The organism is Aquirufa sp. ROCK-SH2 (assembly GCF_054558315.1).
The window spans coordinates 71,937-87,066 of record NZ_JBPXKB010000004.1; the positions used below are offsets into that span (position 1 = coordinate 71,937).

Annotated in this window: 8 protein-coding genes; 5 read left to right on the plus strand and 3 right to left on the minus strand. The window is 36.1% G+C overall.

All coding sequences use genetic code 11. The features are described from left to right. Positions 1-10: 10 nt before the first annotated feature. The 5 genes from V7S79_RS10120 to V7S79_RS10140 all read left to right on the plus strand — a co-directional run bounded on the left by V7S79_RS10120 (position 11) and on the right by V7S79_RS10140 (position 12,433). Positions 11-1,966 (plus strand): M1 family metallopeptidase, encoded by a 1,956-nt coding sequence (locus V7S79_RS10120; protein ID WP_459490472.1) that lies wholly within the window; start codon positions 11-13, stop codon positions 1,964-1,966. Positions 1,967-2,722: 756 nt separating this feature from the next. Beyond that, positions 2,723-5,848 carry a SusC/RagA family TonB-linked outer membrane protein gene (locus tag V7S79_RS10125; protein WP_459490473.1) on the plus strand — a complete coding sequence of 1,042 codons (3,126 nt, stop codon included), beginning with the start codon at positions 2,723-2,725 and terminating at the stop codon, positions 5,846-5,848. 18 nt (positions 5,849-5,866) lie between these two features. Then, positions 5,867-7,717, plus strand: coding sequence for a RagB/SusD family nutrient uptake outer membrane protein (locus V7S79_RS10130; protein ID WP_459490474.1), 1,851 nt, complete (start codon positions 5,867-5,869; stop codon positions 7,715-7,717). Between the two features lie 80 nt (positions 7,718-7,797). Next, positions 7,798-11,121 (plus strand): VCBS repeat-containing protein, encoded by a 3,324-nt coding sequence (locus V7S79_RS10135; RefSeq protein WP_459490475.1) that lies wholly within the window; start codon positions 7,798-7,800, stop codon positions 11,119-11,121. Position 11,122: 1 nt separating this feature from the next. After that, positions 11,123-12,433: a vanadium-dependent haloperoxidase gene (locus V7S79_RS10140; protein ID WP_459490476.1), complete on the plus strand. Its 1,311-nt coding sequence runs from the start codon at positions 11,123-11,125 to the stop codon at positions 12,431-12,433. Here V7S79_RS10140 and V7S79_RS10145 read toward each other — a convergent pair whose 3' ends face one another. The 3 genes from V7S79_RS10145 to V7S79_RS10155 all read right to left on the minus strand — a co-directional run bounded on the left by V7S79_RS10145 (position 12,434) and on the right by V7S79_RS10155 (position 15,128). Beyond that, entirely contained in the window at positions 12,434-13,297 is an 864-nt protein-coding gene (locus V7S79_RS10145; protein WP_459490477.1) for a prephenate dehydrogenase, read from the minus strand. Next, a complete protein-coding gene (locus tag V7S79_RS10150; RefSeq protein ID WP_459490478.1) occupies positions 13,287-14,432 on the minus strand; it encodes a pyridoxal phosphate-dependent aminotransferase in 1,146 nt (381 codons plus the stop codon). Before V7S79_RS10150 ends, V7S79_RS10145 begins: the two co-directional genes overlap by 11 nt. A gap of 252 nt (positions 14,433-14,684) precedes the next feature. After that, on the minus strand, positions 14,685-15,128 hold the full coding sequence (locus tag V7S79_RS10155; RefSeq protein ID WP_459490479.1) for a regulatory protein RecX: 444 nt from the start codon (positions 15,126-15,128) through the stop codon (positions 14,685-14,687). Positions 15,129-15,130: the final 2 nt, after the last annotated feature.

The window sequence follows — 15,130 nt, forward strand, 5'->3', positions numbered from 1 at the left end:
CATTATTTCTATGAAAAAAATTATCTCATGTGTGGCCTTGTTTTTACTGAGTTTAACGACTTTCGCTCAGCAAAAATCCATTTATAATGCCTATGATTTATTCCATCCATTATGGAATTATCAGTCGAATTCCCCTTTTCGTTCTGGTGCAGGTATTCCAGGAGCTGCTTATTGGCAAAATTCCGCGGACTACAAAATCAATGTTTCTTTGGATGAAACTAAAAGTAAGGTTTCAGGAGAAGTGGAGATTACTTACAAGAATAATTCTCCAGATAAATTGTCATTTTTATGGTTACAATTAGACCAAAATTCATTTAATACCAATTCAAGAGGCAGCAAAACAACTCCTCCTTCAGGTGGTCGATTTGGGAATATTGGATTTGACGGTGGTTATCAAATTGAAAGCATTTCAATTGACGGAAAACCAGCCAATTATATCGTAGAGGATACTCGTTTACAAATTCGATTAGCTACTGCTTTGCCAGAAAAGTTGGGTGTAGCTAAAATTAAAATTGTGTATTCTTATACTTCGCCTAAAAATGGTTCGGATAGAACAGGAATTCAAGAAACCAAAAATGGAGCTATTTATCAAATGGCTCAATGGTTTCCCAGAATGTGTGTGTATGATGATATAGAAGGTTGGAATGTATTGCCATATTTAGGCGCTGGCGAGTTTTATTTAGAATATGGAAATTTTGAATATTCCATCAACGCCCCAGCGAGTCATATTGTGGTTGGTTCAGGTGAATTAGTGAATCCAGCAGAGGTTTATACCGCGGAGCAAATGAAGAGATGGAATTCGGCAGCGGCATCTGATAAAACAGTGATTATTCGTGGTGCAGAGGAAGTAACAAATCCCAATTCAAGACCCGCAAAAGAGCGTTTAACTTGGAAATTCAAATGCCAAAATGCTCGCGATGTGGCTTTTTCAAGTTCAAAGGCTTTCATTTTGGACGCAGCTAAAATCAATTTACCGAGTGGTAAAAAGGCTATGGCTGTTTCAGCTTATCCTGTGGAATCAGATGGGACAAATGCTTGGGCAAGATCCACTGAATACGTTAAAGCGTCGATTGAATATTATTCCAATTGGTTGTATGAATATACCTATCCGGTAGCTACCAATGTAGCGGGAGTAGTTTCTGGTATGGAATATCCGGGAATTATTTTTTGTGGATTTGAGGATCAAACGGCTAGTTTATGGGGAGTGACAGATCATGAATTTGGTCACAATTGGTTCCCAATGATTGTTGGAAACAACGAGCGTAAATTTGCTTGGATGGATGAAGGATTTAATACATTTATTAATTTTTATTCGACAGATGCATTCAATAAGGGAGAATACAAAAACCGAAAATTTGATATGCACCAAATTTCCAAATCTCTTTTTAGAGAAAATGCGGATCCAATCATGTCGATACCAGATGTTATTCAAGCAAGAAATTTAGGTTGGGAAGCATATAATAAACCAGGAATGGGGTTGAAGATTTTACGTGAACAGATTTTAGGAAAAGATCGATTTGATTATGCCTTTAAAAATTATATTCAAAAATGGGCTTTCAAGCATCCAACACCTTTAGATTTCTTTAAGGCCATGGAAGATGGTGCTGGTGAGGATTTAGGTTGGTTCTGGAGATCTTGGTTTTATGAACTTTGGAAATTAGATCAATCAGTAAAAGATGTTCAATACATTGATCAAGACCCAACCAAAGGTGCGATTATCACGATTGAAAATTTAGAAAAAATGGCAATGCCAGCCATTGTCGAAATTGAGTTGGCAGGCGGTACAAAACAAAAAGTAGAATTACCTGTAGAAATTTGGCAGCGTGGTGCTACTTGGGAGTTTAGAGTTGACACCAATTTGCCTATCAAATCGGTTGTTATAGATCCTGACCATGTTTTTCCGGATATTAATTCCAAAAACAATACCTGGAAACCTATGAGCTTCCGTGCACCGAAGGGGAATTGATGTATGAGGTAAGAGGTAAAAGGTAAAAGGTAAGAGGTAAGAGGTAAGAGTTTTATCTTGGCTGTGGTAAGTGTGTACTGTTAATTGAACTTTTAGTTCAAGTAATAATTTTATTGGTAAAAATAGAGTACAGGATTTCAACTCTATAAAAATATCATTTCTGAAAAACACAAAAGAAAATCAGATTATTGATTGGAAATATAAGTTTCTGGTCATTTAATCTGATTTTCTTTTTTTATGGGGTAATGCGTCCCCTTACCCCCTGCAATTTACGGGTTTAAGAGTTCAGTTATTTGATAAAATTTTTTAGGTATAAAATAATTTTGAGAATTTAGAATATAATATTCCTCTTATCTTTTACTTCTTACCTCTTACCTCTTACCTCTTACCTCTTACCTCTTACCTCTTACCTCTTACCTCTTACCTCTTACCTCTTACCTCTTACCTCTTACCTCTTACCTCTTACCTCTTACCTCTTACCTCACCCGCTGTGCTATTCTGTTTTCTTATAATAATGCAATTTTTGTAGCTTTTTTGTTTGAAATGATGATTTAAGATTTTCAAAAAAAAACATTCATAGAAAACCTCTTTTTGTGCATTTAAAGTGCGATAGAAATCAATTTGTAATTAATTCATTAAAAAATTGCACTATCCCACCTATCTAAGTATAGGATTATTCAATTTGTTTTTTATCTTAGTTTCCGAACGTCGACGAATGCGGTTATTCGAGCGATGAAATCTAAATAAAATTTAATTATGAAAACAAAATTGTACCAATGCAAATTGTACTTGCTGGCCTTTTTGCTATCCGTATCATGGGTATCATTCGGCCAAAATCAGGTCGTTTCCGGTAAGGTTACAGATGAAAAGGGCGAGGCCTTGATCGGTGTGACTGTTATGGTAAAGGAAACCACCAAAGGAACCAATACCAACATTGATGGTAAATACAGTATTCCTGTATCAGGTAGTGCCGCAAAATTAGTGTATTCATTTGTGGGTTATCAGAAAAAAGAAGTTGCTGTAGGAAATCAAAGTGTGATTAATGTTTCTTTGGTACCTGATGCTCAAAATTTAAACGAAGTAATCGTAGTGGGTTACGGTGTTCAGAAAAAAGCAACTGTTTCTGGATCTGTTGTTTCAGTGAAAGGAGCAGATTTGCAAAAATCACCAACAGTTAACTTAAGTAACTCGATTGCTGGTCGTATGGCTGGTGTGGTTGCAGTTAACCGTTCTGGAGAGCCTGGTTATGATGGTTCATCTATTCGTATTCGTGGTGCAAATACCTTGAATAACAATGATGCATTAATCGTAATTGACGGAATTCCAAACAGAGCTGGAGGTTTAGATCGTATCAATCCTCAAGACATTGAAACTATTTCAGTGTTAAAGGATGCATCAGCAGCTATTTATGGTGCTCGTGCTGCGAATGGTGTAATTTTGATTACAACGAAGAAAGGAAAATCAGGAAAACCTGAATTATCTTATTCATTCAATCAAGGATATTCTCAACCGACTGTTGTTCCTCAATTGGCAAATGCCGCACAATATACAAGCATGTTAAATGACTTGGATATTTATCAATTACCAGCGAATGAGTGGGCTGCTGCAACTGCTGCTTACAAATCAGCAGGTGTTTATAACGGTAGAAAGGCTCCTTATTCTCCAACTGATATTAAATTATATCAAGATGGAACGGATCCTTGGTTACACCCGAATACAGATTGGTATGGTGCGACGTTGAAAAATTGGTCACCACAATCAAAGCATAACGTTCAAATGAGCGGAGGTAGTGAGAATATCAAGTATTTGGCTTCCTTAGGATATCAAAATCAAGATGCATTCTATAAGAATTCAGCTACAGGTTATGAGCAATATGATTTACGTTTAAACTTAGATGCTAAAATTAATGAGAATATTAATTTGAGTATTGGAGTGTTAGGACGTGAGGAATTCCGTCGTTATCCTACAAAACCTGCGAGTGCAATTTTCCGTATGCAAATGCGTGGAAAACCAAATCAGCCAGCATTTTGGCCAGATGGTCGTCCAGGTCCAGATATTGAAAATGGAGAAAACCCAGTGGTTATCACTACTAACCAAACAGGTTATGACAATGACAAGCAAAGTTATTTCCAAACAAATGGACAATTGGATATTAAAATTCCATACATTCCAGGTTTGAAATTTACAGCTACAGCTGCAATTGATAAGCGTTTTAGAGCTCAAAAAAGATGGGAGACGCCTTGGACTTTATATGAAAGAGGTGTTGGTTTTGAAGCAAACGGTACCACTCCAATTTTGAGTCCATCTAAGCGTGGACCTGCTGAGCCTCGTTTGACGTTAGGTGATGAGAATCAGTTGAACATTTTATTAGGAGGAGTTGTGACTTATGAGAAGAAATTCAACAATCACAATTTATTGGTTTTAGCAGGTTCTAACCGTGAGACAATTACTGGAGATAACTTCAATGCTTTTCGTAGATATTTCATTTCTCCAGCATTGGATCAGTTATTTGCAGGAGGTGATTTAGAGAAAAATAATGGTGGTGGTGCTTATGAAAGAGCTCGTTTGAATTATTTTGGTCGTGTGGCTTACAACTTCAAAGAAAAATATTTGGCGGAGTTCTTATGGCGTTATGACGGTTCAGATATTTTCCCTACTGCCACTCGTTATGGATTTTTCCCAGGCGGTATGTTAGGTTGGGTTATGTCTGAAGAAAGTTTTATCAAAGATCAAATTCCTGCGATCAATTATTTGAAATTGAGAGGATCTTGGGGACAAATGGGTAACGACCAAATCGCAACTTACCAGTATTTGTCAACTTATGGATTTAGATCTTATATCATCGGTAATGTTGAAACAAAGACATTATTTGAAACAAAAATCCCAAATAAAGACATTAAGTGGGAGGTTGCAACCAACTCAGATATCGGTTTAGAAGGAACTTTGTTCAACAACAAATTATCTTTTGAGTTTGATTATTTCTATAACAAGCGTACAGATATCTTATGGAACAAAAACGCTTCTGTTCCTCAATCTACAGGTTTAACTTTACCAGCACAAAATATTGGTATTGTAGAAAACAGTGGATATGATTTATCAGTGAACTATAGAAGTGAAATTGGTGAGTTGAAGTACAACTTCGGAGTTAACGGAGGTTATGCTAAGAATAAGATTATCTTCTGGGATGAAGCTCCAGGTGCTCCTGAGTGGCAACGTTCTACTGGAAAACCAATGTACACTTACCAAGCATACATCTATGATGGTGTATTCAAAGACCAAGCTGAAATTGATGCCAACACAATCAATTACAAGGCTGTAGTTAATACATTACGTCCAGGTGATATGAAGTACAAAGATTACAATGGTGATGGAAAAATTACTCCAGATGATCAAGTTCGTAATGATTTTACTCAACTTCCTTTATTCCAAGGTGGTGTAACAATGGGTGCTCAATACAAGAACTTTGATTTAACCGTTTTATTCCAAGGCGCTGCAGGTGCTCAACAATATGTGAGTGCAGGTGAGTCAGGAAATATTGGTAACTATTTGTTAGATATCTACCAAAATCGTTGGACTGTTGAAAATCCAAGCAGTGTTCATCCACGAATTGCAAACAGAAGTGATCAATATTTCTCATCTAATAACACATATTGGTTAAGAAGCTCTGATTACATTAGATTGAAAAACTTGGAAGTTGGTTATAACGTACCATCTACTGTTTTATCTAAAATTGGTTTGAAAAATTGTCGTTTATACGTCAATGGTTTGAACTTAATTACTTGGGATGCTTTGAAAGTATATGATCCAGAGACAGTAAACTCTACGGGTCAGTACTATCCTCAATCTAGGATTGTCAATGTAGGATTAACAGCAACATTTTAAACAATAAAAGAAAAAACAATGAAAAAAATATATTTAATCATTGCGTTATCAGGTGTTGGCTCTGTCTTGACTAGCTGTAATGATAATTTTGTCAACACAGTGCCACTGGATCAATTATCGGAATCGGTAGTTTGGTCTGATCCTAACTTAGCGGAAGCCTTTGTAACCGAATTGTACGGTGGCTTAGGTAATGGTGGATTTGATGAACAAATGTTAGCCTCTTTAACAGATGAAGCATCATTTACTCACCCAGGTAGAGGTATTACTACCATCACAGAATCAAGATCCAATCCTGCTGATATCGGTTGGGTAAATGGAACCTTGAGCTGGCAGAATATGTACACACGTATTCGTGCTTGTAATATAGCTTTAGAAAAGTTAAAAGCTGCCACTTCTTTCAATGCTGCATTGGTAGAGAGATTGAATGGTGAAGCTAAATTTATGCGTGCTTATTACTATCACCAATTGGTTCGCTACTATGGTGGTGTGCCGCTTATCGATAAATCTTTTTCTTTATCTGATACTGATTTCCTTTCAAAGAGAAATACGATGAAAGAAAGTATCGCATTTATCGTAAAAGATTGTGATGATGCAGCAACTTTATTGAATGGTAAATCTTTAGCTGCTGGTCGTGCATCTAAAGCAGCAGCATTGGCTTTAAAATCTAGAATTTTATTGTATGCAGCTTCTGATTTATATGATGCAACTACTGCAAAGGCTAAATCTACAGCAATGGGTGCTATGGCTACTCCAGAAATTTTAGCTTACACTGATGGAGATCGTGCATCTAGATGGAAGGCAGCAAAAGATGCTGCTAAAGCGGTTTTAGATTTAAGTGGATATGGTAACAAATTAAACTTATCAGAGCCAGCTTCTAAAGACGATGGAATTGCTAACTATATGAATAATTCATTAGCAAAAAATGGCGGTGAAAAAGAATTAATTTTCGCTCGTTATTTCATCAATGCTAAGCAAGAAAATGGTGGAAGAATTGGTTTATTCAACGGACCTAATGGTTACCATAACTGGGCTGGAAATGCTCCGATTCAAAATTTAGTGGATGATTATGAAATGATGGATGGTTCTAAGTTCTCTTGGACAAATCCTGATCATTCTACAAAACCGTATGAGAATCGTGACCCTCGTTTCTATGCTACATTATTGTATGATGGTGCTGGTTGGAAACCACGTACTGCTGACGTAGCTTCTAAAGATCCTGCAAATCAAATTCAAACAGGTCAATACGAAGTAACTTCAGGAGGAGCTAAAGTGCCTTATTTTGGTTTAGATACAAGAAAAAGTACAGTAGAGGATTGGAATGGTTCTTACACAGGATATTACTTCCGTAAATTTACTGATCCAAATCCTGCTATCGTAGATCAAAATACTTGGCAACAAATTCCTTGGCCTTTCTTTAGATACACTGAAGCCGTATTAAATTACGTTGAGGCTTGTATCGAGTTGGGTGAGGAAGCTGAAGCTAAAACATGGTTGAACAAAATTCGTTTCCGTTCAGGTATGCCTGCCATCACTGAAAGTGGTACTGCTCTAAGAGATAGATACCGCAATGAAAGAAGAGTTGAAATGGCATTTGAAGAACAAAGATACCATGATGCTCGTCGTTGGATGATTGCACCAACTACCTTAGGTAATAAAGTGAAAATTATCAACGTATATGGTAGCTTAAAAGCTGGAAAATCCGTTTCACTTTATAAGTATGACACGTCTAATTATGACTATACATACAAGGTAATTGACATGGATCCAGGAAAAGAGAATCGCTCTTGGGCTGATAAGATGTATTTCTTACCAATCCACCGCGATGAAATGAACAGAAATAAAAACCTAGTTCAGAATCCAGGATATTAATCCTTTGATTATCTTTAAGGAAATAGTAGAGCTTTCAAACTCTACTATTTCCTTTTTTTTATTTTAGTAAATAATTATTCGTGAAAAATCTTTTTGTTCTCTTTTTTATCGCCTTATTAAGTAGTTGTCAACTATTCACTTCTTCTGATGCTACATCCAAAGAAGATAAAATTTTCTCCTTGTTGGATTCATCTAAAACCCAGGTTTTATTTCAAAACAACATCCAAGAAGGATTAAATACCAACGTTTTGATGTATGAGTATTTCTACAATGGTGGAGGTGTTGCTGCAGGCGATTTAAACGGTGATGGAAAAGATGATTTGTATTTTACGAGTAATATGGAAAATAACCACCTTTATTTGAATTCAGGTGGAATGAAATTTAAAGAAGTAGCTGCAATTGCTGGCGTTACAGGAAGACAAGGACCTTGGAAAACAGGTGTGAGTTTTGTTGACATCAATGCTGACCATAAACTAGATATTTATCTTTGTTATTCAGGCAATTTGCCCCCTGATAAAAAAAGAAATCAATTTTTTATTAATCAAGGAAACGACTCCAATGGCATTCCTATCTTCAAAGATCAAGCAGCTGAATTAGGTTTGGATAGTCCAGCGAATAGTACACATGCGGTATTTTTTGATTACGATAAAGACCAAGATTTGGATATGATTTTGGTCAATCATAATCCCAAATCATTACCTGTTTTGGATGAATCTAGTACCGCAAACATGATTTCAAAAGAGGATTTGAACAGTGGTATTCAGTTTTTTCAAAACGAAGGCGTAAATAAAAAATTCACCAATCAAACGAAGGCTCTTGGTATTCAATCTTCTGCGCTATCTTATGGATTAGCTGTGGGTATATCAGATGTTAACCAGGATGGTTGGTTGGATTTTTATGTGTCAAATGATTATACTATACCTGATTATTTGTACATCAATCAAAAAGGAAAATCTTTTAAAAATACTATTTCAAGCAGTATTGGGCATTTTTCTCATTTTTCCATGGGAAATGATATTGCCGATGTGAATAATGACTTGCTTCCTGATATTTTTACCTTAGATATGTTGCCAGAGGATAATTTGCGTCAAAAATTATTGATGGCTCCTGATAATTTTGAGAAATTTGACTTTAATCTAAAAGTGGGTTGGGGGCATCAATACATGAGAAATATGCTTCAATTGAACGAGGGTGTTGAAGCTAAAAACGGCGAAGTACATTTTGCTGAATCTGGGCAACTCGCGGGAATTTCAAATACCGACTGGAGTTGGAGTGCTTTATTTGCCGATTATGACAATGATGGCTGGAAGGATTTATTTGTGAGTAATGGATATTTGAGAGATTACACCAATCAAGATTTTTTAAAATACATGAGTGATTATGTTCAAAATAATCAATCTGCTATACAACGTGAAAATGTATTGGAATTGGTGCAGAAAATGCCTTCTTCCAATTTGACCAACTACATTTTTCGTAATCAACAAAATGCACAATTTTCCAACGTTACCAAAGACTGGGGTCTCGATTTTCATTCCAATAGCAATGGTTCCACTTATGCCGATTTAGACAATGATGGTGACTTAGATTTAGTGGTCAATAATATCAATCGAGCTGCGTTCATCTTTGAAAATCAAAGTGAAAAAATCAAGAAAAATGCATTTTTGCAAATCCAATTTGAAGGTGAAAAAGGGAATTGCAATGGCTTGGGGGCAAAAGTGAAAGTTTATCAAAATGCTGGAAATCAATACTTTGAACAAAATATGTATCGAGGTTTTCAATCAAGTATTTCTCCTAAATTACATGTAGGTTTGGGACAATCTAAAAAAGTCGACTCGGTTCAAATCATTTGGAATTCAGGAAAATCTCAAATAATCAAAAATGTTCGAGTCAATACTTTATTGAAAGTCAAAGAATCCGATGCGAAATTGACTCAAGCTTCCGTAAATAGTCAATCTGAGGCTTATTTTAAGGCTCAAGCTGATTTAATGAAGGTTGATAATCCTGTCATATACAACGATTTTAAACGCCAAACTCAATTAATTCATCCAGAATCTTACTACGGACCAAGCATGTCGAAAGCGGATGTCAACCAGGATGGATTAGAAGATGTATTTATTGGAGGAACTTCTTTCTCAAGTTCAAGATTGTTATTACAAAACAAGCAAGCTTCTTTTGTGCCTTCTAAATTTCCAGAAACAAATCGTGAAATTACTTCTTCACTCTTCATCGATGTAGATAATGATCATGATGTAGATCTTTATTTGGCTTCGGGTGGATACGATTTGTTAGAACCCAACGATCCTAAGTTATTGGATCAACTCTATTTGAATGATGGGAAAGGGAATTTTTCAGTAAGTTTATCTTTGCCTTCTATAGCTGGTAGTAAATCTTGTGTCAAACAAATTGATTTAAATCAAGATAAATTACCTGATTTATTCGTTGGAAGTCGCTTTATACCTGGATCTTATCCTTTGAGTCCCAAAAATTACATACTTCAAAATATGGGTGGAGGTAAATTCAAAGATGTTTCCGCTCAATATCCTGAAATCTCCGGAATAGGAATGGTTAGTGATGCCGCTTTTCAAGACATCAATGGCGATAAAATGGCTAAATTAATTTTAGTTGGAGATTTTTCAGCTGTTCAAGTATTTCAATTCAAAACCGGGAAAGCGGAAAATGTATCTCAACAATTTTTCGATTCACCTTTGAAAGGATTTTGGAATAAAATCCTCATTCAAGATTTAAATAAAGATGGTAAACAGGAAATCATCATTGGTAATTTAGGTAAAAATGTGCCATGGAAAGTCACCAAAGAGGAATCCATGGAAATGTATGTGAAAGATTTTGATAACAATGGGATCATTGATCCTATCTTGACATCCTATGTGAAACACGAAAAAGTTCCTTTTTTAACGAGAGATGAGCTATTGGATCAGGTCAGTATGATGCGAAATCGTTTTACAGATTACCAAAGTTTTGCGGAGGCAAAATTGAATGATGTTTTTACCGAAGAGGAATTAAAAGAAGCAAAGATTTTAGAGGTTAATGAGTTAGAAACTGTAATGCTGACTCAAAATAAATCAGGAAAATTTGAAAAAGTGACGTTGCCAGTTAAAGTCCAAAATTCAGCTATTTTTACGATTAATACCTTGGATTTTAATCATGATGGTCACGTGGATATTTTGTTGTGTGGAAATATCAATCATGCCAAATTAAGAGTGGGTAAAATGGATGCGAATTACGGTTTATTGCTAGAGGGTGATGGAAAATTAAATTTTAAAGTTGTCCCTCAAGCCAAGGCTGGTTTGTGGTTGAAAGGGGATGTTCGGTCCGTCTTGAATGTTGGAAAAAATTGGTTGATTGGGCGGAATAAATCAGAGGTGCTTCAATTTGAATTGAAATAAAATGAAGAAAATTATAGCGTTTATTTTTCTGTTCTTTACTCTAATCTCTTGTAACCAAAAGGAGGGGAGAGACCTAGAAATAGCTGGCACGGAAATCGATAAAGTTGTTTTGCAAATGACGGAGATGATGATTCACGATGTTTCTAATCCTCCATTGGCCATGCGTTTTTTTTCTTATGCAAGTTTAGCGGCCTACGATTTACAATCTGACTTTGACTCTACTTTACCTCGAATTCAAGATCGTTTATCGGATTTTCCCAAGATTATTAAACCTGATCCTAAAGATGCTAATATATCCTTAGCGGCCTTGATGGCGATGATGGATGTTTCTGCTGCCATGCAGCCCTCTGGACTGAAAATGAAGGATTGGAAGAAAAATTACATCGATTCTTGTGGTCGCTCAGGTTTTAGTTCTCATGTGTTGGAGGCATCGCAAGAACTGGCTAATCATTATTCTTCTCAAATATTGAAATATGCCAAAGCTGACAAATACAATCAAATTAGTCGCTTTCTGAGATATTCTCCGGAGAAAAAACCTGGATTCTGGTACCCCACTCCACCGGGGTATTTTCCTGCAGTAGAACCCTATTTTTCTCGAATTCGTAGCTTTCATTTAAAGGATTCTAGTTTGGTACAATCCCTTTGTCAAATTGAACCTGTAAAATATAGCGATGATAAATCATCTCAATTTTACCAAATGACCAAAGAGGTTTTGGAAAGTGGTAAATCGGAAAGTCAGCAAAAAATTGCTGCATTTTGGGATTGTAATCCTTTTGCTTTGTCTGAAAACGGACATCTTTTGATTGCTATGAAGAAAATATCTCCAGGTGCTCATTGGATGGGGATTGCAGGAATTGCTTGTAAAATGAAAAAAATGCCTTTTGGGAAAAGTCTATTGGTCAGAACTGCTTTATCGGTGAGTTTGATGGATGCGTTTTGGATTTGTTGGAAGCGTAAATATGAAACCAATCGAATTAGACCTGAAACAGCAATTCGTCAATTAATTGACCCTACATGGAAACCTTTTTTACAAACCCCTCCATTTCCTGAGTACCCAAGCGGACATTCAACCATTTCAACCACGGCTGCCATTATTCTAAGCCATTTTTTTGGAGAGAATTTTGCCTATGTTGATACGGTTGAAATGCGTTATGGAATCGATGAACGTCCTTTTAAATCGTTTAAATTAGCGGCAGAAGAAGCTGCCATTTCAAGATTATATGGCGGAATTCATTTTATGGATGGCATCACCGCAGGGCAACAACAAGGAAAATTGTTGGGGGAATATTTGGTTAAAAATTGGTTAAAGTAATTATTTAGGATTAAGAACCCGCTTAATTTCATTCGCCTTCTCCAATTCTTCTTTTAATTTATCATAACTCCCTGCTAAAAGAAGGCCTTTGTATTTCAATAAAGTATTGATGTACTCGTCCAACACATCCAATAAATTCTCTTGGTTTTGGTGAAAAATTTGAATCCAAGTTTCTGGGGAAGATTTGGCTAATCGAACCGTCGACTCAAAACCTGTGGAAGCTAATTCAAAGATGCGTTTCTCATCTTTTTCTTTTTCCAAAACCGTGCTCGCTAGGGCAAATGAACAGATGTGTGAAATATGAGAAATATAGGCTGTATGCACATCATGTGAGATGGAATCCATGTAAATTAGATTCATTCCTAATCCATTTTGGTACATATTTTCCACCAATTGAATGGCCTTTGGATTACTTAATTCTCGGTCGCAAATAACTGCACGTTTATTTTGAAATAGCTTTTCTATCGCCGCCTCAGGTCCTGAAAATTCCGTTCCTGCCATTGGGTGGGTGCTGACAAAAAAGTCTCTTTTGGGATGATTTTTGATCGACTCAAAAACGGGTGTTTTGGTAGAACCTACTTCAATCACAACTTGATTCTCATTTAATTTGTCCAAAATGGAAGGTAATTCAGCAACTAAATTATCCACAGGAACTGCTAGAATTAACAAGCTTATTTCTTTTAATGCTTCTTCCAAAGGAAGTAATTCGTCGATTAATCCTAATTCTAATGCTCTTTTTTGGTTTTTTCTACCTGTGTCAATTCCAATACATTTTTTGGCCCATTGGGAATTTTTCAAATCCAATGCCATGGATCCTCCAATTAATCCGATGCCTAAAATTCCTACCACTTGATTAGATTCCATTTGATTTCTGCTTAATTCGGTCAATTGCTTCTTGAAATATTTCTTCTTTGGCACATAAAGATACACGGATGTAATTATCGCCTTGACTCCCGAAAATACCTCCAGGAGTAATGAATACTGCATTTTCGTTCAAAATCTTGTCGGAAAGTACATATCCGCTGGAAAATTCACTCGGTATTTTGGCCCAAACAAACATTCCACTTTGCTTTGAATCATACACACAATGAAATAGATCCAATAATTCAAATACCTTTTTTTGTCTGGATAAATAAATTTGATTTTGTTTTTCAAACCATGTTGAATCCGCTTTCAATGCTTCCATAGCCGCTTCTTGCAAAGGCAGGAACATACCTGAATCCATGTTTGATTTAAATTTCAAAACGGGTTCTAAAAAGGATGATTTCCCAAAAAGGGCACCAATTCTCCAGCCCGCCATATTGTGCGACTTGGAGAGTGAATTTAATTCGATTGCAACCTCTTTCATTCCATCAATGGCCAACATACTCATAGGCTCATTGTTCAAAATGAAACTATATGGATTATCATTTACAATAAGGATATTATGTTTTTTTGCAAAATCTCTCAATTGTATAAATAGCTCTTTATTGGCTTTAGCACCCGTTGGCATGTGAGGATAATTGACCCACATGATTTTAACTTTGGACAAATCTCTTTTTTCAATTTCCTCCAAATTGGGTAGCCAATGGTTTTTTTCGTCCAATAGATATTCCACCACAGTTGCACCCGCTAGTTTACATGCAGCAGAATAAGTAGGGTAGCCCGGATTGGGAATTAATGTTTCATCGCCCGCTTCCAAATAGGCCATCGCAATGTGCATGATTCCTTCTTTGGAGCCAATCAAAGGAAGCACCTCTGAATTAGGGTCGATCAAAACACCATATTCTCTTTGGTAAAAGTCGGCGAAAGCTTTACGGAAGGCAGGGATGCCTTGATAACTTTGGTAAGCGTGATTATTTGGGTTGGTGGCACTTTGTGCCAAAGCCAAAATAGTCGCATCAGAAGGAGCCAAGTCGGGACTTCCAATACCTAGATTAATCACGGGAATGCCTTCATTTTTCATTTGGGCAATTTGCTTCAGTTTGGAAGAAAAATAATATTCTTCTACAGTGTTCATTCTGGAAGCTGCTTTGATCGATAGACTCATAAAACAAAAAAACCGACATAAGGCCGGTTAAAAATAAGTTAAAAATACAAAACCTATACTAACCGATTAAGCCCCTGGATAATATCCAGTGTAGTAATATGGTGCGTAATAAGTGTTTGTGTTTAAATTCATGGCTCAAATATAGGGATTTTTTTCTTTTCTGTGTCTTTGTGTTATTATTAATTAACACAAAGAACACAAAGAGCTTTAATTTTCAAAATATTACCCCTTCAAAACCTCCCCAATCAAATCACTTTCAAAACCTTTGCTTAAAGCAAATTGATAGCACTTTTGTTGGTTGATCCAAGGATCTTTGGAAGTAAGCTTTTTGGATTTTTGGTTGATTACTTCCTTTAATGTAGATAAATAAGCTTCATCATCTATTTGTTCCAAAGCTTTTTGGATAAAAATAGGTTGGATTTTTCTTTGCTTCAATTCAAATCGGATTTTATTCCGACCCCATTTCTTTTGGTTGAATTTGGAACGCGCATAAATTTCTGCAAAACGCTCTTCATTCAAATAGTTATTTTCTTCTAACCAAACTAGGTAATTGACGTATTGATGATCTTCAATCCCCAAACTTTTCATTTTTTGATTTAATTCCTGAACACAACGTTCCTGATAGGCACAATACCGAGCCAGGATGTTTAAGAATTCGCTATTCATGG

Coding starts and splice junctions, on each gene's coding strand:
- V7S79_RS10120 (WP_459490472.1), top strand. CDS start 11: ATGAAAAAAATTATCTCATGTGTGGCCTTGTTTTTACTGAGTTTAACG.
- V7S79_RS10125 (WP_459490473.1), top strand. CDS start 2,723: ATGAAAACAAAATTGTACCAATGCAAATTGTACTTGCTGGCCTTTTTG.
- V7S79_RS10130 (WP_459490474.1), top strand. CDS start 5,867: ATGAAAAAAATATATTTAATCATTGCGTTATCAGGTGTTGGCTCTGTC.
- V7S79_RS10140 (WP_459490476.1), top strand. CDS start 11,123: ATGAAGAAAATTATAGCGTTTATTTTTCTGTTCTTTACTCTAATCTCT.
- V7S79_RS10145 (WP_459490477.1), bottom strand. CDS start 13,297: ATGGAATCTAATCAAGTGGTAGGAATTTTAGGCATCGGATTAATTGGA.
- V7S79_RS10150 (WP_459490478.1), bottom strand. CDS start 14,432: ATGAACACTGTAGAAGAATATTATTTTTCTTCCAAACTGAAGCAAATT.
- V7S79_RS10155 (WP_459490479.1), bottom strand. CDS start 15,128: ATGAATAGCGAATTCTTAAACATCCTGGCTCGGTATTGTGCCTATCAG.